General features: G+C 68.4%; 18 protein-coding genes. 15 read left to right on the top strand and 3 right to left on the bottom strand.

Translation table 11 applies throughout. The features are described from left to right. Positions 1-74 precede the first annotated feature (74 nt). The 14 genes from N1F91_RS25060 to N1F91_RS24995 all read left to right on the top strand — a co-directional run bounded on the left by N1F91_RS25060 (position 75) and on the right by N1F91_RS24995 (position 15,854). Positions 75-281 (top strand): hypothetical protein, encoded by a 207-nt coding sequence (locus N1F91_RS25060; protein ID WP_289996228.1) that lies wholly within the window; start codon positions 75-77, stop codon positions 279-281. Positions 282-384: 103 nt separating this feature from the next. Next, entirely contained in the window at positions 385-684 is a 300-nt protein-coding gene (locus N1F91_RS25055; protein ID WP_289996227.1) for a hypothetical protein, read from the top strand. 64 nt (positions 685-748) lie between these two features. Continuing rightward, the gene (locus tag N1F91_RS25050) at positions 749-1,414 is read left to right on the top strand and encodes a response regulator transcription factor (protein ID WP_289996226.1); all 666 of its coding nucleotides are present in this window, start codon (positions 749-751) and stop codon (positions 1,412-1,414) included. A gap of 34 nt (positions 1,415-1,448) precedes the next feature. Beyond that, positions 1,449-2,807, top strand: a complete 1,359-nt coding sequence (locus N1F91_RS25045) for an ATP-binding protein (protein WP_289996225.1) — start codon at positions 1,449-1,451, stop codon at positions 2,805-2,807. A 187-nt stretch (positions 2,808-2,994) separates the two neighbouring features. Next, positions 2,995-3,414: a hypothetical protein gene (locus N1F91_RS25040; protein ID WP_289996224.1), complete on the top strand. Its 420-nt coding sequence runs from the start codon at positions 2,995-2,997 to the stop codon at positions 3,412-3,414. Positions 3,415-3,538: 124 nt separating this feature from the next. Beyond that, positions 3,539-4,681, top strand: a complete 1,143-nt coding sequence (ccmI, locus tag N1F91_RS25035; protein WP_289996223.1) for a c-type cytochrome biogenesis protein CcmI — start codon at positions 3,539-3,541, stop codon at positions 4,679-4,681. After that, complete coding sequence (gene ccmE, locus N1F91_RS25030; protein ID WP_289996265.1) at positions 4,681-5,115, top strand: cytochrome c maturation protein CcmE; 435 nt, start codon at positions 4,681-4,683, stop codon at positions 5,113-5,115. Before ccmI ends, ccmE begins: the two co-directional genes overlap by 1 nt. 24 nt (positions 5,116-5,139) lie before the next feature. Then, a complete protein-coding gene (locus N1F91_RS25025; protein ID WP_289996222.1) occupies positions 5,140-7,125 on the top strand; it encodes a heme lyase CcmF/NrfE family subunit in 1,986 nt (661 codons plus the stop codon). After that, positions 7,122-7,607, top strand: coding sequence for a cytochrome c-type biogenesis protein (locus tag N1F91_RS25020; protein WP_289996221.1), 486 nt, complete (start codon positions 7,122-7,124; stop codon positions 7,605-7,607). Before N1F91_RS25025 ends, N1F91_RS25020 begins: the two co-directional genes overlap by 4 nt. A 39-nt stretch (positions 7,608-7,646) precedes the next feature. Continuing rightward, a complete protein-coding gene (locus N1F91_RS25015) occupies positions 7,647-8,879 on the top strand; it encodes a bifunctional alpha/beta hydrolase/OsmC family protein (RefSeq protein WP_289996220.1) in 1,233 nt (410 codons plus the stop codon). A 211-nt stretch (positions 8,880-9,090) separates the two neighbouring features. Continuing rightward, positions 9,091-10,608 carry a DegQ family serine endoprotease gene (locus N1F91_RS25010; RefSeq protein ID WP_289996219.1) on the top strand — a complete coding sequence of 506 codons (1,518 nt, stop codon included), beginning with the start codon at positions 9,091-9,093 and terminating at the stop codon, positions 10,606-10,608. Between the two features lie 154 nt (positions 10,609-10,762). After that, a complete protein-coding gene (locus N1F91_RS25005) occupies positions 10,763-11,437 on the top strand; it encodes a response regulator transcription factor (RefSeq protein ID WP_289996264.1) in 675 nt (224 codons plus the stop codon). Between the two features lie 53 nt (positions 11,438-11,490). Next, positions 11,491-12,915 carry a HAMP domain-containing sensor histidine kinase gene (locus N1F91_RS25000; protein WP_289996262.1) on the top strand — a complete coding sequence of 475 codons (1,425 nt, stop codon included), beginning with the start codon at positions 11,491-11,493 and terminating at the stop codon, positions 12,913-12,915. After that, on the top strand, positions 12,912-15,854 hold the full coding sequence (locus N1F91_RS24995) for a bifunctional [glutamine synthetase] adenylyltransferase/[glutamine synthetase]-adenylyl-L-tyrosine phosphorylase (RefSeq protein ID WP_289996218.1): 2,943 nt from the start codon (positions 12,912-12,914) through the stop codon (positions 15,852-15,854). Before N1F91_RS25000 ends, N1F91_RS24995 begins: the two co-directional genes overlap by 4 nt. 78 nt (positions 15,855-15,932) lie before the next feature. Here the strand turns inward: N1F91_RS24995 and N1F91_RS24990 are convergent, their stop codons facing one another. The 3 genes from N1F91_RS24990 to N1F91_RS24980 are packed head-to-tail and all read right to left on the bottom strand — an operon-like array spanning position 15,933 to position 19,921. Then, positions 15,933-16,982: an amidohydrolase family protein gene (locus N1F91_RS24990; protein WP_289996216.1), complete on the bottom strand. Its 1,050-nt coding sequence runs from the start codon at positions 16,980-16,982 to the stop codon at positions 15,933-15,935. Between the two features lie 31 nt (positions 16,983-17,013). Then, a complete protein-coding gene (locus N1F91_RS24985) occupies positions 17,014-18,891 on the bottom strand; it encodes a TRAP transporter fused permease subunit (RefSeq protein WP_289996215.1) in 1,878 nt (625 codons plus the stop codon). Positions 18,892-18,925: 34 nt separating this feature from the next. Beyond that, the gene (locus tag N1F91_RS24980; protein ID WP_289996214.1) at positions 18,926-19,921 is read right to left on the bottom strand and encodes a TAXI family TRAP transporter solute-binding subunit; all 996 of its coding nucleotides are present in this window, start codon (positions 19,919-19,921) and stop codon (positions 18,926-18,928) included. A 109-nt stretch (positions 19,922-20,030) separates the two neighbouring features. Here N1F91_RS24980 and N1F91_RS24975 point away from each other — a divergent pair, with 109 nt between their 5' ends. Continuing rightward, the gene (locus tag N1F91_RS24975; protein WP_289996213.1) at positions 20,031-20,951 is read left to right on the top strand and encodes a LysR family transcriptional regulator; all 921 of its coding nucleotides are present in this window, start codon (positions 20,031-20,033) and stop codon (positions 20,949-20,951) included. Positions 20,952-21,111 lie beyond the last annotated feature (160 nt).

The raw sequence follows: 21,111 nt of genomic DNA, 5'->3' as shown, positions 1-21,111 counted from the left end.
CGCGCTCGATCCGCCGCGCCCTGCGGCGGCGCATCCGGACGCCATCGATTTCCAACCAAGACAGGAGACGTGCAATGACCGAACAGAAGCCCTGGTATCTCTCGCGCACCGTCTGGGCCTCGATCGTCACGATCGCGACCACGATGGGCGGCGTCTTCGGCCTGCCGATGGCCGGGCTCGACAATTCGGCCGTGACGGATACGATACTGCAGGTCGCGGCCGCCATTTCGGGCGTCGTTGCGCTGTGGGGCCGGATCGTCGCGACGAGCAGGATCAAATAGCCGCGGGCAGGCGGTTGGAGCGGGAGGGCAGGATGGCGCCGAAACGAAGCAATGGACCCGACCATTCATGCCCCGTTCAGAGGCGACGGGCTATCAAGGCGGCATGAAAACCTTCCTCGCTCCCCTGCGGCGCCTCGTGCCCGCGCTCATGCTCCTGGCGGCGACGACGCCCGGCCAGGCGCAACTGCCGCTGGCGCCGCTCGCTGCGCCCTCGCTGGTGCAGACGGCCGCCGCCGACTGCGGCGCGATCGGCCGCTCGATTGCCGCCGGCGAAGGCGGCACCGTGCGCAGCGCCGTCGCCGAAAATCGCGGCGGCCGTACCGTCTGCGTCATCGTCTACACCGTCCCCGCCAAGGGCGGGCAGCCGCCCCGCGTCGTGCGCAAGCAGGTCCCTGCGAATTAATTCACTGTGAAGTAGGCGCCGGTCGTGCACAGGAGACGTGGACGAACCGCGGGGCAGAGGAATCATGCGCATACTGGTTGTCGAGGACGACAAGAACCTGAATCGCCAGATCGTCGAGGCGCTGACGGAGGCCGGCTACGTCGTCGACCGCGCCTTCGACGGTGAGGAAGGCCACTTCCTCGGCGACACCGAGCCTTATGACGCGGTGGTGCTGGACATCGGCCTGCCGGAGATGGACGGCATCACGGTCGTGGAGAAATGGCGCGAGGCGGGGCGCAAGATGCCCGTGCTGATGCTGACGGCGCGCGACCGCTGGAGCGACAAGGTGGCGGGCATCGATGCCGGCGCCGACGACTACGTCGCCAAACCCTTCCACATCGAGGAGGTGCTCGCCCGCCTGCGCGCGCTGATCCGCCGTGCCGCCGGCCACGCCTCGTCCGAACTGGTCTGCGGGCCGCTCAGGCTCGACACCAAGGCCTCGAAGGCCGAAGTGGGCGGGCAAACGCTGAAGCTGACGTCGCACGAGTTCCGCCTGCTCGCCTACCTGATGCATCACATGGGTGAGGTGGTGTCGCGCACCGAACTGGTGGAACACCTCTACGACCAGGATTTCGACCGCGATTCCAACACGGTGGAGGTCTTCGTCGGGCGCCTGCGCAAGAAGATGGGCGTCGACCTGATCGAGACCGTGCGCGGCATGGGCTATCGCATCCGCGAGCAGCAGGTTTGAAACGGACCCGCGCACCGGCCGTGGGAGAGATCGGGTGAAGTTCGGCCTGAGATCGCTGTCGTTTCGCGTCGTGACCTTCTCGACGCTGTGGGCGGTCGCAGCCCTGGTGGTGATCGCCACGCTGATCTCCGCACTTTACCGCGACGCGGCCGAACGCGGCTTCCACGATCTTCTGACCGCGCATCTCTACAGCCTGGTGACGACCGTCGGGATTTCGCCTGACGGCGCCCTGAACGGCGCGCCCGACCTCTACGACCTGAAGTTCGCGCAACCCGGCTCCGGCTGGTACTGGGCGGTGGAGCCGGTGTCGGCGGGCGTGACGGGGATGATCCGCTCGCCGTCGATGACGGCCGCGATACCTGCGCCGGGCGTGGCCGAGATTCCCTTCGACAGCCAGTTCCAGCGGCTCTACCAGGCGCAGGGACCGACCGGCGAGCGGGTCGACGTGCTGGAGAACGACTTCATCCTGGATGCCGAGAACCGCATCGCCCGCTTTCGCGTGATGGGCAACCGCAGCGAACTGGAACTCCAGATCTCGGACTTCGAGAGGCAGCTCTATTCCTACCTCTCGGTCTTCGGCGTCTCGATGATCGCCGTCAACGCGCTGGTGATCCTGTTCGGCCTGCGGCCGCTGGACAAGGTGCGCACCGCGCTTTCCCAGGTGCGCGAGGGGACGGCCAGCCGCCTCGACGGCAAGTTCCCTTCCGAGATCGAGCCGCTGGCCAACGAGACCAACGCGCTGATCGAGAACAACCGGCGCATCGTGGAACGGTCGCGCACGCAGGTGGGCAACCTCGCGCATTCGCTGAAGACGCCCGTGGCGGTGCTCCTGAACGAAGGCCGCGCCATGGGCGGCGCCAAGGGGGCGCTGATCGTCGAGCAGGCCTCGGCCATGCAGCAGCAGGTGGAGCACTACCTCCAGCGCGCCCGCATCGCCGCCCAGCGCGACAGCGTCGTCTACCGGACGCCGACCCGCGAGGCGCTGCAGCGACTGGTGCGCGTGTTCCGCAAGGTCGATGCGACGATCGAACTCGATTTCGTCGAGCCTGGGCGCGAGGTGATCTTCGCCGGCGAGCGCGAGGATTTCGAGGAGATCGTCGGCAACCTGCTCGAGAATGCGATGAAATGGGCGAAGACCCGCGCCCGCGTGGGTCTCGTCGAGGAGGCGGGCGCGGTGCTTCTGTCCATCGAGGACGACGGGCCGGGCATCCCCGAAGACAAAGCGCGCGACGTGCTGCGGCGCGGCAAGCGACTCGACGAGAGCAAGCCCGGCACGGGCCTCGGGCTTTCCATCGTCAACGATCTCGTGCGCGAATATGGCGGCGAGCTGAAGCTTTCGCGATCCGACCTCGGCGGGCTGAAGGCCGAGGTACGGCTGCCGGGGCCGGGGTGAGATCCATCGCCCCTCCTGACGACAATGCCGGTGAGGCACGTCGGTCGGAACGGAACCGAGCAGTTGTCGTTCATGTTCCTTCAGGATCGATGCGCGGTACCCGCCGCCTCACTTTCACCCGGGCCAAAATTCCGACATACAAGAGCCCTATCCGGCCGCTTCGGCCGAAGGCGAGACAGGAGAGCGAATGCGCAGGACGACTGGACGGCTCGTGGTGGCACTCGCCTGCCTCGGTCTCGGCGGCTGCACGACGACGTCGCTCACCGGATCGGCCGCGTCACGGCCCGCGACGGCCGATTCGATAATCGCCGCCATGAAGGGGGGCCTGATCGGCGGGCCTCTGGGCGCCAACCTCAGCTCCCGCGACCGCCGCAAGGCGCTGGAGGCGGAGTATCGTGCGCTCGAATACACCGCGCCGGGCACGCCGGTCGCCTGGCGCAGCGAGGATGGCCGCGTCACCGGCCGCGTGGTCGCAGCCCAGCCGTATCGCGTCGGTTCACAGGATTGCCGCCAGTACAGCCATTCCGTCGGTTCCGGCGCGGACGAGAACGACGCCCGCGGCACCGCCTGCCGCAGCCCCAACGGCAGCTGGACGCCGCTCACCTGACGGGGCGGAAGCGGTGCGGCGGCGTGCGCATCGTGCCAGCGTGTCGATTTCTGCAAAGGCGCCGCCAAATAGCCGCACGGCGAGGCGATTGGAATGCGGTCCAACCATCGCTATGTGAGGTCGCATGGTGTTCTGGATCGTCCTCGGGCTGCTCACGGTCATCGCGAGCCTCGCCATCATCCTGCCGCTCTCGGGCTCGCGCCGCGAGGTGGCGGGCGCGCGCGAACACGACATCGAGGTCTACCGCGACCAGCTGGCCGAGATCGAGCGCGACGCCGGGCGCGGCCTGATCGGCAAGGAGGAGGCGGCCCAGGCGCGCGCCGAGATCGGCCGACGCATCCTCAAGCTCGACACGAACGACCAGAACGGCGGACATGTTCCGCGCGACAACGCGCTGGTGCGCGGGCTTGCCATGGCGGCGGTCGTGGCCGTGCCGGTGATGAGCTGGGGCCTCTATTCGGCGATCGGCTCGCCCGACATGGCCGGCCAGCCGCTGGCCGAAAGGCTCGCCAAGGATCCCGCCTCGTCCACCATCGACGAACTCGTCGCCCGCGCCGAAGCGCATCTGCGCGCCAATCCCGAGGACGGTCGGGGGTGGGACGTGGTGGCGCCGATCTATCTCAGGCTCGACCGTGCCGGCGAAGCGGCCACCGCCTTCCGCAATGCCATCCGGCTGCTCGGCGACAGCGCGCCGCGCTGGACGGGCCTGGGCGAAGCGCTGATGGCCGGCTCCGGCGGCGTGGTGACGACCGATGCCGCGGCGGCCTTCGAGCGGGCCGCAGCGCTCGATCCGGCCGATCCGCGGCCGAAATTCTTCCTCGCGACGGCCAAGGCCCAGGAGGGCGATCTCGTTGCGGCGGCGACGGACCTGCGCGCGCTGCTGTCCACGCTGGCGGCGGAATCGCCGTGGCGGCCCGTGGTCGAGCAGACGCTGGCGCAGGCGACGGCGGAAGCGGAGCGCCGCGCGGCATCAGCCGCTCCCGGCCCGTCGAGCGAGGACATGGAGGCGGCCGCCGAGCTTTCCGACGCGGAGCGCGCCGACATGATCCAGGTCATGGTCGAGCGGCTCGACGAGCGGCTAAGGGAGAACCCGCAGGACGCCGAGGGGTGGCAGCGGCTCGTCCGCTCCTATCTCGTGCTCGACCGCAGGGCGGATGCACGCGATGCGCTGGCCCGCGGGGTGACGGCGCTCGGCACCGACACGGAACAAGCCCGCGGTCTGACGGCCTTCGCCGCCGGTCTCGGGCTCGGGGAGGATCAACCATGATGAAGCGAAAGCGCAAGCGACTGACGATCATCGCCGGCGGGCTGACCTTCCTGGGTGCCGCCGCCGGCCTGACCTTCTATGCGCTCGGCGAGAAATCGTCGTATTTCTACATGCCGGCGGACCTGACCACGGCGAGCATCGCGCCGGGCCAGCGCATACGGCTCGGCGGGCTGGTCGAGGAGGGCTCGGTCGAACGCGGCTCCGGCACCCGCGTCGCCTTCGGCGTCGAAGATGGCGCCGGCAAGGTGAAGGTGGTGTATGATGGCATCCTGCCCGACCTGTTCCGGGAAGGACAGGGCGTGGTGACGGAAGGTACGCTAGGCGGCGACGGCGTCTTCGTGGCCGACAGCGTGCTGGCCAAGCACGACGAGACCTACATGCCGAAGGAAGTGGCCGACAGCCTGAAGGCGCAGGGCGTCTGGCAGCCGGAATAGCGCGGAAGGGGAGGACTGCCGACCATGGTCGAGACCGGACATTTCGCGCTCGTGCTGGCCTTCGCGCTGTCGCTGGTGCAGTTCGTGCTGCCGCTGGTGGGGGCTCGGACCGGTGACGCCCGGCTGATGGCAACGGCCGGGCCGGTGGCTGTGACCGGCTTCGCGATGACGGCGATCTCGTTCGCCGCGCTGACGGTGGCCTACATGCTGTCCGACTTCTCGGTGCTGAACGTGGTCGAGAACTCGCATTCGCAGAAGCCGATGCTCTACAAGATCACCGGCACCTGGGGCAACCACGAAGGCTCGATGCTGCTGTGGGTGCTGATCCTGACCTTCTTCGGCGCGCTGGTGGCCTCCTTCGGACGCAACCTGCCCGCGACGCTGCGGGCCAACGTGCTGGCGATCCAGGGCCTGATCGGATCGGCCTTCTTCCTGTTCATCATCGCCACGTCGAACCCGTTCGTGCGCGTGAGCCCGGCCCCGATCGAGGGCCAGGACCTCAACCCGATCCTGCAGGACGTCGGCCTGGCGATCCATCCGCCGCTGCTCTATCTCGGCTATGTCGGCTTCTCCGTCTGCTTCTCCTTCGCCATAGCGGCGCTGATCGAGGGGCGCATCGACGCGGCCTGGGCGCGCTGGGTGCGGCCCTGGACGCTGGCCGCCTGGATCTTCCTCACCGGCGGCATCGCGATGGGCTCCTACTGGGCCTATTACGAACTCGGCTGGGGCGGCTTCTGGTTCTGGGATCCGGTCGAGAACGCCTCCTTCATGCCCTGGCTCGCCGGCACGGCGCTGCTGCATTCGGCGATCGTGATGGAACGGCGCTCGGCCCTGAAGATCTGGACCCTCTTGCTCGCCATCATGGCCTTCTCGCTGTCGCTGCTCGGCACGTTCCTGGTGCGCTCGGGCGTGCTGACCTCGGTTCACGCCTTCGCGACCGATCCGGCGCGCGGCGTCTTCATCCTGATGATCCTCGTCTTCTTCATCGGCGGTGCGCTGATGCTGTTTGCCTGGCGGGCGCAGACGCTGACGCCGGGCGGCATCTTCGCCCCGATCTCGCGGGAGGGGGCGCTGGTGCTGAACAACCTGTTCCTGTCGACGGCGGTGACGACGGTGCTGGTCGGCACGCTCTATCCGCTGGTGCTGGAATCGATCACCGGGGAAAAGATCTCCGTCGGCGAACCGTTCTTCAACCTGACCTTCGGGCCGCTGATGGTGCCCCTGCTGCTGGCCGTGCCCTTCGGGCCGCTGCTCGCCTGGAAGCGCGCGGACCTGTGGGCCGCCTCGCAGCGGCTGGTCTTCGCCTTCGGCGGCGCGGTGCTGGTGATGCTGGTGACCTATTCCTTCGTCGACCGCGCCTCCGTGCTGGCGGCCTTCGGCATCGGGCTCGGCACCTGGCTGGTGCTCGGCGCGATCACCGACCTCGCCACCAAGTCCGGCCTCGGCAGCGTGTCTCCGGGGATCGCGCTGCGGCGCTTCGCGGGTCTGCCGCGCTCGGCCTACGGCACGGCGCTGGCGCATCTCGGCGTCGGACTGACGACGCTCGGCGTGGTCGGCGTGATGTCGCTGCAAACCGAGCACATCCTGACCATGAAGCCGGGCGAAAGCGTCCCGGTGGCAGGCTACGAGATCCGGTTCGAGGGGCTGCAGCCCTATCGGGGACCCAACTATACCGAGGACCAGGGCCGGTTCCTGCTCATGGATTCGAGCGGCCGCACGCTGACCGAGATCGTCTCGGCGAAGCGCTTCTACCCCGCCCGCCAGATGCCGACGACGGAAGCCGGCATCGCCACACGCGGCGTCAGCCAGGTCTATGTGGCGCTGGGCGATGCGGTCGACGGGGGCGGCATCGTCGTGCGCATCTGGTGGAAGCCGCTGGTGACGCTGATCTGGCTCGGCTGCGTGGTGATGATGGTCGGCGGCAGCCTGTCCCTTCTCGACCGGCGCCTGCGCATCGGCGCGCCGGCCAAGCGGCGCAAGCGGCTCGCCGCGGCGGAGGCGACGGCATGACGGCCGTCCTGCGCCCGCTGCTGGCGGCCTTCCTCGTCGCGCTGGCGGTGGCGATGTCGGGCGGCTTCGCCCGCGCGGTGCTGCCCGACGAGGTGCTGGACGACCCGGCGCTGGAGGAGCGGGCGCGCGAGTTGTCGAGCCATCTGCGCTGCCTCGTCTGCCAGAACCAGTCCATCGACGATTCGAACGCCGAACTGGCGCGCGACCTGCGCGTTCTGGTGCGCGAGCGCCTGGTGGCGGGCGACACCAACGAGGAAGTGATCGACTTCGTCGTCTCGCGCTACGGCGAGTTCGTGCTGCTGAAGCCGCGCATGAACCTGCGCAACCTCGCGCTCTGGGCCACGCCGCTGGTGGTGATCGGCGCGGGCGCCGTTTTCCTGCTGACGCGCCGGCGCCGCAGGGCGGGACCCGGCGACCGGCTGTCGGCCGACGAGGAGGCGCGGCTCGGCAAGATTCTGGAAGAGGCCGACCGCCCCGGCTGATAGGCTCCGTTCCCGGATCGACCACGGAGAGGACCATCCATGCAGCCCATGACCAGCCGCGCCAGCTTTCCCGGCCATTCGGGGGCGAGCCTCGCCGCACGCCTCGACATGCCCAACGGACGGGTGCGGGCTTTCGCGCTGTTCGCCCACTGCTTCACATGCTCCAAGGACCTGATCGCCGTGCGCCGCATCGCGGCCGATCTCGCGCGTGCCGGAATCGCCGTGCTGCGCTTCGACTTCACCGGGCTCGGCTCGAGCGAAGGCGAGTTCGCCTCGACGAATTTCTCCTCCAACGTGGCCGACCTGCTGGCGGCGGCCGACTGGCTGCGGGAGAACCACGCCGCACCCGCGCTCCTGATCGGCCATTCCCTGGGCGGCGCGGCCATGCTGGCGGTGGCGGCCGACATTCCGGAAGCGCGCGCCGTGGTGACCATCGGCGCGCCGGCCGACGCCGATCACGTGCTGGCGAACTTCGATGCGGATCTCGCGACGATCGAGCGCGACGGGCAGGCCGACGTGACGCTCGCCGGGCGCAGTTTTCGTATCGCCCGGCAGTTCGTCGACGACGTGCGCGGCGTTCGCCTCGCCGAGCGGATCAAGGCGATGCGCAAGCCGCTGCTGATCCTGCATTCGCCGCGCGACGAGACGGTGAGCATCGACAATGCGACGGCAATCTTCATCGCCGCGCGCCACCCGAAGAGCTTCGTATCGCTCGACGGGGCCGACCATCTGCTGACGCGCGAGGCGGACGCCGCCTTCGCGGCTTCCGTCATCGCCGGCTGGGCCTCGCGCTACCTGGAAGCGGACGCGCCGCAGGGCCAATCCGCCATCGAGCACGTGCGGGTGACCGAGACCGGAGAGGGCAAGTTCCAGAACGCCGTGCAGGCAGGCCCGCACCGGCTGTTCGCCGACGAGCCTGTCTCGGCAGGGGGGCTCGACACCGGACCCTCTCCCTACGACTTCCTCTCGATCGCGCTCGGCGCATGCACGTCGATGACGCTGCGCATGTATGCCGACTTCAAGAAGATCCCGCTCGGGCGCATCAGCGTCGACGTCAGCCATGCCAAGGTGCACGCGAAGGACTGCGCCGACTGCACCGACGAGGAGCGCCGCTCGGCCAAGCGCATCGACCGTTTCGAACGCGTGATCTCGGTCGAAGGCGACCTGCCGGCCGACCTCGCCGACAAGATCGAGGAGATCGCCGGCAAGTGCCCGGTGCACCGGACCCTGGAAGGCAGTTCGAAGGTGAAGACGGTGGTGAAGGGGCGCTAGCGCGCGGACAGGCATCCGTGTCTTCGCCGATGGGCGGCGAAGCGGTCGGCGCTTCCCGTACGTAAGCGTGCAGTATCCGTCCAGCCTCCAAACATTTCGCATCAAACCTTACGAACATTTCATGCGCCGGAAATGGCGGTGTAATGTGCGATTGCCTAAATCCCTGTCCGAGGATGTTCACACACATCCGAACCCGAAAGGACAGGACACGATGAACTCTCCATTCTCCCCCAAGTCGACTGCCGGCAAGCGCTTCGCAGCCGCCGCCGCATCGGTTGCGATCGCATCGGCGATCGGCCTCGGCGCCGTGACGAGCGGAACCGCCCCCGTTTTCGCGGAGGCCGTCCGCATCGAGACGCAACAGCAGCCCGGCTTCGCCGACGTCGTGGAAAAGGTCTCGCCGGCCGTCGTTTCCGTTCGCGTGAAGGCGAAGATGCAGCCGGCCGCGGCCGGTCCCGACGGCATGTTCGGCCAGGGCTTCGAGAACCTGCCGGACGATCACCCGATGAAGCGCTTCTTCCGCGAATTCCGCGGCTTCGAGAACGGTCCGCGCGCCGAGCGCAACCGTCCCGGCCGTCCGGAGCGTGCACGCCCCGTCTCGCAGGGCTCCGGCTTCTTCATCTCCGAGGACGGCTATCTCGTCACCAACAACCACGTCATCGACGGCGGCTCCGAATTCACCGTCGTGATGGATGACGGCACCGAGATCGACGCCACGCTGGTGGGGTCCGACCCGCGGACCGATCTGGCTCTGCTCAAGGTCGAGGAGGAGCGCACCTTCACCTACGTGACCTTCGCCGACGATACCAAGGTGCGCGTCGGCGACTGGGTGGTGGCCGTGGGCAATCCGTTCGGCCTTGGCGGCACCGTCACCGCCGGGATCATCTCGGCGCGCGGCCGCGACATCGGCGCCGGCCCCTATGACGACTTCATCCAGATCGACGCAGCCGTGAACCGCGGCAATTCGGGCGGCCCCGCCTTCAACCTCAATGGCGAGGTCGTGGGCATCAACACCGCGATCTTCTCGCCGTCCGGCGGCAATGTCGGCATCGCCTTCGCCATCCCCGCTTCGACCGCAAAGGACGTGATCTCGTCGCTGCGCACGAGCGGCACGGTCGAACGCGCATGGCTCGGCGTGCAGATCCAGCCGGTGACCGACGAGATTGCCGAATCCCTCGGCATCGAAGGCACCGATGGTGCGCTGGTGTCGCAGCCGCAGACCGACAGCCCGGCAATGAAGGCAGGCGTCGAGCCCGGCGACATCATCGTCAAGGTCGACGGCAAGGCCATCAAGTCGCCGCGCGAACTGGCCCGGATGATCGGCGGCATGGCGCCCGGCGTCTCCGCCGAACTGACGGTGCTGCGCGACGGTGCGGAGCGGACCATCACGGTCAAGCTCGGCGAGATGCCCGGCATGGAGCAGCAGGCTTCGCTCGACCAGAGCGAAGAGGAGGGCAGCGTGCTCGACGGCTTCGGCCTGACCGTGACGCCGTCCGAGGACGGTGAGGGCGTGGTCGTGACCGACGTACTGGCGGGCAGCGATGCGGCCGATCGCGGCATCCAGGCCGGCGACGTGATCACGTCGGTGAACGCGCAGGCCGTGACGAATGCGGCGGCGGTGGAAAAGGCCGTCAGCGACGCGTCCAAGTCGGGTCGCAAGGCGGTTCTGTTCCAGATCAAGCGGGACGATACCAACCGCTTCGTCGCGCTGCCGGTCCAGCAGGGCTGATCGCACGTCGCGCTCCATCGGCGCGATCGAGAACGGCGGGTTCCGTTCGGAACGCGCGCTGCGGCAGCGGGACATCCCGCTGCCGTTCCTCCACAGGAGGCGAAAAATGGACATCATGGCAGTTCAGGAGCCCGAGATCGCGTATAAGGCGGGCATGAAGATACTTGTGATCGAAGACGACCGGGAGGCGGCGGACTATCTGCAGAAGGCGCTCGCCGAGGCTGGCCACACGGCGCATGTCGCGGCGGACGGCGACACCGGCTTCACGCTGGCCGACGAGGGCGACTACGACGTGCTGGTCGTCGACCGCATGCTGCCGCGCCGCGACGGACTGTCGCTGATCGCCGGCCTGCGGGCTCGCGGTTCGGAAACCCCGGTGCTGATCCTCTCGGCGCTGGGCGAGGTGGACGACCGGGTGACCGGGCTCAGGGCCGGCGGCGACGACTACCTGACCAAGCCCTATGCCTTCAGCGAACTGCTCGCCCGCGTCGAGGTTCTGAAGCGGCGTTCCGGCGGCAAGGATGTCGAGACGATGTACCGCGCCGGCGACCTGGAACTCGACCGGCTGTCGCACACCGTGCGTCGCGCCGGCCGCGACATTCCGCTGCAGCCGCGCGAGTTCAAGCTGCTCGAATACCTGATGCGGCATGCCGGCCGGGTGGTGACGCGCACGATGCTGCTCGAAAACGTCTGGGACTATCACTTCGACCCGCAGACCAACGTCATCGACGTGCACGTGTCGCGCCTGCGCGGCAAGATCGAGAAGGGCTTCGACAAGCCGCTGCTGCACACGATCCGTGGCGCCGGCTACATGCTCAGGGCCGACTGAACTTGGCCGTCGGGGCGGTCATTCGCGGAGCGGCCGCGCGCCTCTCCGCGCTGATGAAGACCACGGCCGCGCGGCTGTCGGCGCTCTATTTGCTGCTCTTCGGCGTCTGCGCGATCGGCCTGGTGGTCTACATGACCTCCGTCTCCGTGCGCATCCTCGTCACCCAGACGCAGGAGACGATCAACGAGGAATCGATGAGCCTCGTTCGCGCCTACGAACGCGGGGGCCTGCCCTTTCTGGTCCGCGTGGTCGAGCAGCGCGCGCGCCAGCCGGGCGCCAACCTCTACCTCATCGCCGATCCGAACGGCCGCATCCTGTCCGGCAATGTCGAGAGCCTGGAGCCGGGCGTCCTCGAAACCGTCGGCTGGACCTCGCGCCCGTTCTTCTACAAGCGCTACGGCGAACGCGGTCCGCTGCAGCCGCCTGCCGAAGACGGAGGTCCGCCTGCGCCCGGGGCGCAGCCGCCGCACGCCGCCATGGCCCTGGTGCTGCGCTTGCCGAATCAGTTGATCATGCTGGTCGGCCGCGATCTCGGCGAACCCGAACGCTTCCGCAGCGTGGTGCAGCGCGCCTTGATCCTGGCGCTCGGCACGATGGGGCTCGGCGCGTTTCTCATCTGGTATTTCGTGGGACGTACCGCGCTGCGTCGGATCGACAGCGTTTCGGAGGCCAGCCGGCGCATCATGGGCGGCGACCTGACGGGGCGGCTGCCGGTGACGGGCGCCAGCGACGAGTTCGACCGCCTGTCCGAGAACCTCAACACCATGCTGGCGCGGATCGCGGTGCTCAACGAAGGCCTGAAACAGGTCTCCGACAACATCGCCCACGACCTGAAGACGCCGCTGACGCGCCTGCGCAGCCGCGCCGAGACGACCCTGTCGAGGGCGCGCGGCGAGAGCGACTATCGCGCGGCGCTGGAAGCCACGATCGCGGAATCCGACCAGCTGATCCGAACCTTCAACGCCATCCTGATGATCTCGCGGCTGGAGGCCGGCTATTCGGCCGAACAGACCGAGACGCTGGACCTGACGCAGGTGGTGGCCGACGTGGTGGAACTCTACGAGCCGCTGGCCGAGGAGAGCGGCGTGGCGCTGGAGACCCGGATCGACGGCAACCTCGTCGTCGACGGCAACCGCGAACTCCTGGCACAGGCCTTGTCAAACGTAGTCGACAACGCCATCAAGTACTGCGCGGGGCATGCCGAGACGCCGCTCGTGCGCGTGACGGCGACCCGCGCGGGAGGAGACGTGCGTATCGAGATTTCAGACAATGGCCCCGGCATCGCGCCGGAGGATCGCGGCAGGGCGACGGAGCGCTTCGTGCGCCTGGAGCAGAGCCGCTCGCAGCCCGGCTCCGGCCTGGGGCTCAGCCTGGCCAAGGCGGTGATGGGCTTCCACCAGGGAAGCCTGTCGCTGGGTGACGCAGCGCCGGGCCTGAAGGTGATCATGACGGTTCCGGTCCGGCGGGGCGGGGCGTGACCGCTCGTCAGACCGCCGAATGGTTCGCCAGCGCGCCGCGACCGATCGAACCTCTCGATCCCGATCGCGCCGCCGCCGAGCTGCAGGATATCCTCGCCCTGGCGGCCGATGCAGGCTGTGCAAGGCTCCCCGGCCTGCCGGAGACGCATCCGCAGATCGCGGCCTTCCTTGCGGGTGCCCTGTCGCTCTCGACCTATGTCCGCGACACGCTTCGCCGCCGCCCGCAAATGCTCGAACCGCTGTTCGACATGCCGTGGGACGTCCGGGTGGAGGCCGTCATAGAGGATATCCGCAATGCCTGGGCGCTCGACGGCGTGACCGAGACGTCGCTGATGGCCGCTCTGCGCCGGCTGAAGACCGAGGCGCACGTGCTGATCGCGCTGGCGGACCTGGCCGGCGTCGCCGATGCGGCAACGAGCGTGCGGCGGCTGAGCGCGATGGCAGACGCGGCGGTGGGTGCGGCGATCGACTTCCTGCTGCGCGAGGCGCACGACCGGGGCAAGCTCGCGCTGCCCGACCGTGACCGGCCCGGCGAGGGCTCCGGCTTTGTCGTGCTCGGCATGGGCAAGCTCGGTGCCGGCGAGCTCAACTTCTCCTCGGACATCGACCTGATCCTGTTCTTCGACGCCGAGGCGCGCGCGATCAAGGATCCGCTCGACGCCACCGACCTGTTCTCGCGGCTGGCGCGGCGGCTGATCCGCATCCTGTCGGACCGCACCGAGCACGGCTACGTGTTCCGCACGGACCTGCGCCTGCGGCCGGACCCCGGCTCGACGCCGCTCGCGATCCCGGTCGAGGCGGCGCTGAACTACTACGAGGGCCGCGGCCAGAACTGGGAGCGTGCCGCGATGATCAAGGCGCGGCCGGTGGCGGGCGATTTCGACGCCGGGATGGCGGTGCTGAAGGAACTGCAGCCCTTCGTCTGGCGCAAGTACATGGACTATGCGGCCATCGCCGACGTGCACTCGATCAAGCGGCAGATCCACGCCCACAAGGGCCACGGCGAGATCGCGGTGCGCGGCCACAATGTGAAGCTCGGCCGCGGCGGCATCCGCGAGATCGAGTTCTTCGTCCAGACGCAGCAGCTGATCGCCGGCGGCCGCTTTCCCGAACTGCGCGGCCGCGAGACCGTGGCGATGCTGGAGCGGCTGACCGAACGCGGCTGGATCGATACGGAAGCCTGCGCCTCGCTGACGCGGCAGTACTGGTTCCTGCGCGACGTCGAGCACGCCATCCAGATGGTGGCCGACGAACAGGCGCACGACCTTCCCGAGGACGACGAAGGGCTGGAGCGGATCGCCCGCATGCGCGGCTTCGCCTCCGCCGAGGCCTTCGCAGAGGCGTTCCGGGCGTCGCTGAAGGAGGTGGAAAGCCACTACGCGGCGCTGTTCGAGACCGCACCGCAGCTGTCGGCCGGTGTCGGCAATCTCGTCTTTACCGGCGACGTCGACGATCCCGACACGCTGCAGACCTTGTCCGGCCTCGGCTTCGAGCGGCCGAGCGACATCTGCCGCGTCATCCGGACCTGGCACTTCGGACGTTACCGCGCGACGCGCTCCGCCGAGGCGCGCGAGCGGCTGACCGAACTGACGCCGGCGCTGCTCGCCGCCTTCGGCCGCACGCGCCGCGCCGACGAGGCGATCCTCCGCTTCGACGAGTTCCTGGCGGGCCTGCCGGCCGGCATCCAGCTGTTCTCGCTGTTCCAGTCCAACCCTGGGCTGTTGAAGCTGATGGCCAACATCATGGGCGCGGCACCCCGGCTGGCTTCCATTATCACCCGCCGGCCGCACGTCTTCGACGGGCTGCTCGATCCGCAGCGGATGTCGGAACTCCCGAACAAGGCCTATCTGGCAGCGCGCCTCGACAGCTTCCTCGGCGCCGCCGAGATCTACGAGGAGCGGCTCGACCGGCTGCGGATCTTCGCCGCCGAACAGAAGTTCCTGATCGGTATCCGCCTGCTCACGGGTGCGATCGATGCCGGACGCGCCGGCAAGGCCTTCTCGGATCTGGCCGACCTGACCATCGGCGCGGCCTTCGACGCCGTTCTGGCCGAATTCGCCCGCCGCCACGGCCATGTGCCGGGCGGCCGCGCGGTGATCCTGGGCATGGGCAAGCTCGGCAGTCGCGAGCTGACGGCGGGCTCCGACGTCGACGTCATCCTGCTCTACGACCATGCGCCCGACGCCGAGGAGAGCGATGGCGACAAGCCGCTGGCGCCGTCGCAGTACTACGCCCGGCTGACGCAGCGGCTGATCGCCGCCGTCTCGGCGCCGACGGCGGAAGGCGTGCTCTACGAGATCGACCTCAGGCTGCGGCCGTCCGGCAACAAGGGGCCGGTGGCGACGCATGTCGAGGCCTTCCGCAAGTATCAGAAGGCGGATGCCTGGAGCTGGGAGCACATGGCGCTGACGCGCGCCCGCGTGGTGGCGGGCGACGAAGGGCTTGCCGCGTCTGTGGCCGAAGAGGTCGCCGCGATCCTGGCCGCGCCGCGCGACCGCGGCAAGCTGCTGAAGGATGCCTGCGAGATGCGCGGCATCATCGAGACCGAGAAGCCGCCGCGCGACGGATGGGACCTGAAGCTGATGCCGGGCGGGCTGATCGACCTCGAGTTCATCGCCCAGACGGCCGGATTGCTCGGCGACCTGGAGGGCGAGGCGCGGACGACCTCGACCGCCGAAGCCCTGGGGCGGCTTTCGCCGGCCTTCTGCGAGCCGCAGGCGCGGGATGATCTCGTCACCGCCTACCGGCTGTTCATGGGGCTGACGCAGGTGGCGCGCCTCTGCCTGACCGGCGACATCGACCGCAAGGACATGCCCCCGGGCCTCGCCGACCTGCTGCTCGCCAACACCGACCTGCCGGAGATCTCCGTGCTGGAAGCGCATATCCGCGAGACGGCGAAGCGGGTGAGGGCGGTGTTCAGGCAGGTGGTGTGCAGGTGAGGGGCGCTTCAGCTCCCGCAGCCACTGCAGCCGGACTCCGGCGGCCGTGCAGCCGCCGGATTATCGTGCAGGCGACCGTCAGGCGCCGATCCTGAAGACCTTGCGGGCATTGCCTTCGAAGAACTGCTTCAGTCCCGCCTCGCCGATCGGCATCTGTTCGAGGAGGCCGATCTCCGACTGGACGAACTGCCACGGGTAGTCCATCGCGTACATGATGCGGTCGGCTCCGATCACCTCGCGCACGAACATGACGGGCGGCGCCCAGCTGACGCCGCTGCTCGTGTAGTAGAAGTTCTCCCTCAGGTAGTCGCTCGCCTTGCGCTTCAGCGGATGGACGTTGGGATAGCGCTTCGACACCGAGATGTGGCCGTGCATGTAGTCGATGCGCGACAGCCAGTAGGGCAGCGCCTCGCCGCAATGGCCAAGGACGATCTGCAGTTTCGGGAAGCGATCGAACAGGCCCGACACCACCAGCCGCAGCGCGTGCAGCCCGGTCTCGCAGGCAAAACCGTAGACGGCCGCGTCGAGGCCGCGCTTCAGGAAGGGCTCGATCATCTCGGCCGGGGGGGTCTGCGGGTGGAGATAGATCGGCACGCCCAGCGCCTCCGCCGCCTCGAAGATCTCCCAGTACTGCTCGTCGTCGAGATAGGTGCCGAGCGTATGCGAGTTCAGGATGCCGCCGCGCAGCCCGAGCTTGGTGACGGCGCGTTCGATTTCCTTGGCGGCGTTCGTCGGATCGAGCGGGCTGAAGGCGGCGAGGCCGACATAGCGGTCGGGATGGCGCGCGATGCCTTCGGCGAGTTCGTCGTTGAAGCGCGTCGCCAGCACCGAGGCTTCCGACGGCTCGAAGATCTGCACGCCGGGCGACGTCAGCGACAGGACGGCGATGTCGATGCCGGAATCGTCCATGTCCTTCAGGCGCTCCTCGTCGAGGTCCTGGATGCGCCGGCTGTGGTCCTTCGCCTTGGGCGAATCGCCCGAGAAGAAGCCCCAAAGGCTGTGGAAGCCGGGATCGCCGATCGTCTTTTCCTCGATCTCCTTGCGGTAGAGCCGAATCAGCTCCGGCGAGGCCCATGCTTCTTCCGCGGCGATGCGCTTGTAGGGCGGATTGGGATTGCGCTCGTTCATCTCGACTTCCTTCGGCTGGTTGTGAAGAGGATCAGGGGGTTGCGGAGCGCAGGGCCGGATTTGCGCCGGCCGCCATGCGCCGCAGCGCGAACACGAGAGCGAGGGCTGCGATCGTGATCCCGATCGCCGGCAGTCCGGCGGGATCGAAGAGCGCCGTGCTCGCGCCGATGAAGGCAGCTGCGGCAGCCGCGGCAAGCCGGCGCAACCCGCCGCCATAGGCGCCGCGCCAGGCGAGAACCTCCGCCAGGATGATGCCCGACGCGCCGACGCTCAGGCAGGAGACCGCAATCGCCAGCCAGCTGCCGTCGAGCAGCAGGGCGGTGTTGAAGGCGAAGACGAAGGGGATCAGGTAGGCCACGACCGCCAGCCGCATGCCCGCAAGCCCGGTCTGCCACATGTCCGACCCGGCAAGCGACGCCGCCGCGTAGGACGCGATGGCGACGGGCGGGGTGAGCATCGACAGGAGGCCGAAGTAGAAGATGAAGAGGTGCGCGGCCATCGGGTTTATCCCGGCCTTCACCAGCGCGGGAGCGAGCAGCACCGAGACGACCACATAGACGCCCGTCGTCGGCATGCCGACCCCGAGCACGATGGCGATCAGCGCCGTGACGGCCAGCAGCGGCAGGACGCCGCCCAGTTCGGCCACCTTGCCGAGCGCCAGCGTCAGCCCGAAGCCGAGACCCGACACGTTGATCGTGCCGATGACGATGCCGGCCACGGCGCAGACGAGCAGCACCGGGATCAGCGTCGAACTGGAATCGCGCAGCACGCCGAGGATGAGGCCGAAGCGTGGGGCGCCGCGCGGCGCGGTCACCAGATGGAGCGCGTAGGAGGCGAAGGCCGAATAGAGCGCGGCCTTTCCGGGCGCATAGCCGAGGCCGAAGAGGAAATACATCAGCACGCCGAGCGGCAGCAGCAGCGGCCAGGATTTGACCAGCACCGGTCCGATCGGCGGCAGTTCCGAACGGTCGACGCCTTCGAGCCCGTGCACGGCCGCATAGCGGTCGACCTGGAGGTAGAGCATCACGTAATAGGCGACGGCGGGAAGCAGCGCGGCCAGAACCACGGTCGCGTAGGAGACCTGCAGGAACTCGGCGATGACGAAGGCGGTGGCGCCCATCACCGGCGGGGCGATCTGGCCGCCATTGGAGGCCACGGCCTCGATCGCGGCGGCATAGCGGGCCGGAAAGCCCGAGCGTTTCATCATCGGGATGGTGACGACGCCGGTGCTCATCACGTTTGCGACCGTCGAACCCGACAGCGTGCCGAAGAGGCTGGAGGCGATGATGGCGACCTTGGCCGGCCCACCGCGTCGGTGGCCCATCGCCGCCATGGCGAGATCGGTCAGGATGCGGCTGCCGCCGACGGCGTTGAGTACCGAGCCGAAGACGATGAAGCCGAGGATCTGTGTCGCTCCGACGCCGAGAACCAGGCCGGGGATGCCGTTGGTGTCGGAGTAGAGATAGAGGATGAAGCGCCGCCAGGCGATGTCGGCCGCCGACAGGATGCCGGGCAGGTGGGTGCCGAACAGGCCGTAGACGATGAAGCCGGCAGCGAGCGAAGCGAGAACCATGCCGCAGTGGCGGCGCGTCGCCTCGAGCGTGCAGCCGATGGCAACCACGGCCGGAATCCACTTCTCCGGGCCGCGATTGACGGCGTCGAGCAGCCAGTCCTCGTAGTTGATCGCAAGCCAAAGCCAGGATGCCAGCCCTGCCGCCGCACCGATCCAGTCCAGCACCTGGAGCCGTCCGCGCAGCGGGGCGAGAAGCAGGCCCGCCAGCGTGGCAAGGCCGATCATCAGCGCCAGGTACTGCTCGGCGATGATGACGAAGCCGAGCCGCCGCGGGACATCCAGAAGCCAAAGGATGCCGATGACGGTGATCGGCACCGCCAGGTCCTGCCTGTTCATGCTCTTTGCCTTGCGATGCGCGGCCTTGCGGCCGTCAGTCCGTCATTGCGCCATCGCGAGCGACGTTCGCCTCGCTCCACATGTCCTTGCCCTTGAAGAAGGCCACCGCCGCGGGATGATAGGGGACGGTGTTGGACGGTGCCGAGAACTTTTCCTGCGACGCCCCGCCGAGTGCCGGATAATCGGTCTTCAGCTGCGGCAGGCTCTCGTGGAGGGCTTCCAGGATCGCGGTCGCATCCGCGTCGGCCATGTCGGCCCCGACGGTCAGGAAGACGTCGAAGGACGCGACCGTGACCGGCTCGGTCACTTCCGGCAGGCGCGGACTGGGCTTCAGCGTGGTGAGGTAGGTGCCCTGGAAGGCGGCGTCGGCCTTCTCGGTCGTGGCGTTCTCGCCCTCGATGCTGACGTAGCGGATGCCGCCTGGGATCGAGGCATGCGCCTGCTGGGTCAGCGGAATTCCGACGGCGATCAGCGTTGCGTCGAGGTCGTTCTCGGTGAGGCGTTCCATGCCGGGTCCAAGCCCTGCGACGGTCTCGGCCTCGACGTCGGAAACCGCAAGGCCGCCGAGCTCGAGGATGGTCTTTGAGAGCTGGCTCATCGCCTTCAGCGCGCTGAGATCGGTCACGACGCGCTTGCCCTTGAGGTCGGCGACCGTCTTGACGCCGGAATCGTTGCGGGCGACGAGCGCCACGTTGAGCGGCCACAGCCGTGCCAGCACGCGCAGGTTCTTCGCCTGTTCGCCGAACGCGCCGGAGCGCGCCTCGCCGAGGTCGAGGCTGGAGTTCAGGCCCATGGAGACTTCGCCGGCCGCAATCAGCGGCAGGTAGACCGAGGAGCCCGTATAGGGCTGTACCGTGACCTGCTTGCCGAGCTTGTCCTGGAGGGCCGCGGCGATGCCGCCGCCGATCGTGTAGTAGATCGTCCCCTGCGGGTTGGTGCCGAGCGTGTAGCGGTCGGCCGCCTCGGCCGTGGCGACGCCCAGGCCCATCATGGCGGCCATGGCCAGTCCTGCGTAATGACGCCAGTTCATTGCAATCCTCCCGTTCGTTGTCCGCTGCATCTCGGCCGCGGTGCTCTCCCTGGGGAAGCATTGAACCGGAAGTCGATTGTGAATAGAAACGAAAAATTCGAAACCATTCATGAAGCGAGTTCAAGTGAGTATCGAGAGCCAGCTCACCCTGAAGCAGCTCCGGGCCTTCGCGGCGGTGTACCGGCGCGGCAAGCTCGCGGCCGCCGCCGAGGAACTGGGCGTGACCCAGTCGGCGGTCAGCGTCCTGATCCGGCAGGCGGAGGAGACGCTCGGTGCGCGGCTTTTCGACCGCACCACGCGCTCGCTGGTGCCCACGCCGGCCGCCGAGGATGCCTTCGGCGTCGTCGAGCGCATCCTGCAGGACGTCCAGACGCTGTCGATCAACTTCCGCGACCTGAGCGAGGGCGGGCGCGGACGCGTGCGCATCGCCGCGACGCCCGCGACCGCGGCGGCCTTCCTGCCGAAGACGGCGCGGCGTTTCGCGCGCCGCTACGCCAATGTCGGCCTGCTCATCATCGACTGCGCGCCGAACCAGTTCCTGCAGCACATCGAGGCGGAGCGGGTGGATTTCGGCCTCGGCACGCCGCCGCCCGACGGCAGCGAGTTCACCAGCCGCATCGTCCGCGAGGATCGCATCGACCTCGTCTGCGCCCGCGACCATCCCTTCGCCCGGCGCGCCAGCGTACGCTGGGACGAACTGGCTTCGGAGACGCTCATCGTGTTCCGGCCCGGATACGGCGTCCGCCAGCTGATCGACCAGACCCTGCTCAAGAACGGCGTCGAACCGGCGGTCCGCCACGAGGTCGGCTTCCTCGCAACCGCGGCCTGGATGGCGGCGAGCGGTCTCGGCGTCACCATCCTCCCCGCCGCGTTGGCCGAGATGGAGGCGCGCTCGGAACTGGCCATCATTCCGCTGGTCGAGCCGTCCGTGTCGCGGTCGATCGCGCTGGTGGTGAAGAAGGGCCGCTCCCTGTCGCCGCCCTGCCGGCTGTTTGCGGACATGCTGGTCGAGGACATGGGCAAAGCCTGACGCCGGGGGAATGCCGCAGCAGTGTATAGCCCTGCCGCGCGCAGGACACGCGTTGCCCGTGCAAGATGTTCCATGTTAGCGTCTCAATAAGAACAAGACTGGGTTTCCGGGCCTTGGCGACATTCCTGCGTAACCGGGGCAGATTTCCGGGCGGAGGGGG

This window comes from Aquibium sp. ELW1220, from assembly GCF_030398385.1.
In the GTDB taxonomy this organism is placed as follows: domain Bacteria; phylum Pseudomonadota; class Alphaproteobacteria; order Rhizobiales; family Rhizobiaceae; genus Aquibium.
This window is presented reverse-complemented; position numbering and strand designations above follow the sequence as displayed.

Coding starts and splice junctions, on each gene's coding strand:
- N1F91_RS25000 (WP_289996262.1), top strand. CDS start 11,491: ATGAAGACCACGGCCGCGCGGCTGTCGGCGCTCTATTTGCTGCTCTTC.
- N1F91_RS24975 (WP_289996213.1), top strand. CDS start 20,031: ATGAAGCGAGTTCAAGTGAGTATCGAGAGCCAGCTCACCCTGAAGCAG.
- N1F91_RS25060 (WP_289996228.1), top strand. CDS start 75: ATGACCGAACAGAAGCCCTGGTATCTCTCGCGCACCGTCTGGGCCTCG.
- ccmI (WP_289996223.1), top strand. CDS start 3,539: ATGGTGTTCTGGATCGTCCTCGGGCTGCTCACGGTCATCGCGAGCCTC.
- N1F91_RS25005 (WP_289996264.1), top strand. CDS start 10,763: ATGAAGATACTTGTGATCGAAGACGACCGGGAGGCGGCGGACTATCTG.
- N1F91_RS24990 (WP_289996216.1), bottom strand. CDS start 16,982: ATGAACGAGCGCAATCCCAATCCGCCCTACAAGCGCATCGCCGCGGAA.
- N1F91_RS24985 (WP_289996215.1), bottom strand. CDS start 18,891: ATGAACAGGCAGGACCTGGCGGTGCCGATCACCGTCATCGGCATCCTT.
- N1F91_RS25025 (WP_289996222.1), top strand. CDS start 5,140: ATGGTCGAGACCGGACATTTCGCGCTCGTGCTGGCCTTCGCGCTGTCG.
- N1F91_RS25040 (WP_289996224.1), top strand. CDS start 2,995: ATGCGCAGGACGACTGGACGGCTCGTGGTGGCACTCGCCTGCCTCGGT.
- N1F91_RS25050 (WP_289996226.1), top strand. CDS start 749: ATGCGCATACTGGTTGTCGAGGACGACAAGAACCTGAATCGCCAGATC.
- N1F91_RS25055 (WP_289996227.1), top strand. CDS start 385: ATGAAAACCTTCCTCGCTCCCCTGCGGCGCCTCGTGCCCGCGCTCATG.
- N1F91_RS25010 (WP_289996219.1), top strand. CDS start 9,091: ATGAACTCTCCATTCTCCCCCAAGTCGACTGCCGGCAAGCGCTTCGCA.
- ccmE (WP_289996265.1), top strand. CDS start 4,681: ATGAAGCGAAAGCGCAAGCGACTGACGATCATCGCCGGCGGGCTGACC.
- N1F91_RS25020 (WP_289996221.1), top strand. CDS start 7,122: ATGACGGCCGTCCTGCGCCCGCTGCTGGCGGCCTTCCTCGTCGCGCTG.
- N1F91_RS25015 (WP_289996220.1), top strand. CDS start 7,647: ATGCAGCCCATGACCAGCCGCGCCAGCTTTCCCGGCCATTCGGGGGCG.
- N1F91_RS24980 (WP_289996214.1), bottom strand. CDS start 19,921: ATGAACTGGCGTCATTACGCAGGACTGGCCATGGCCGCCATGATGGGC.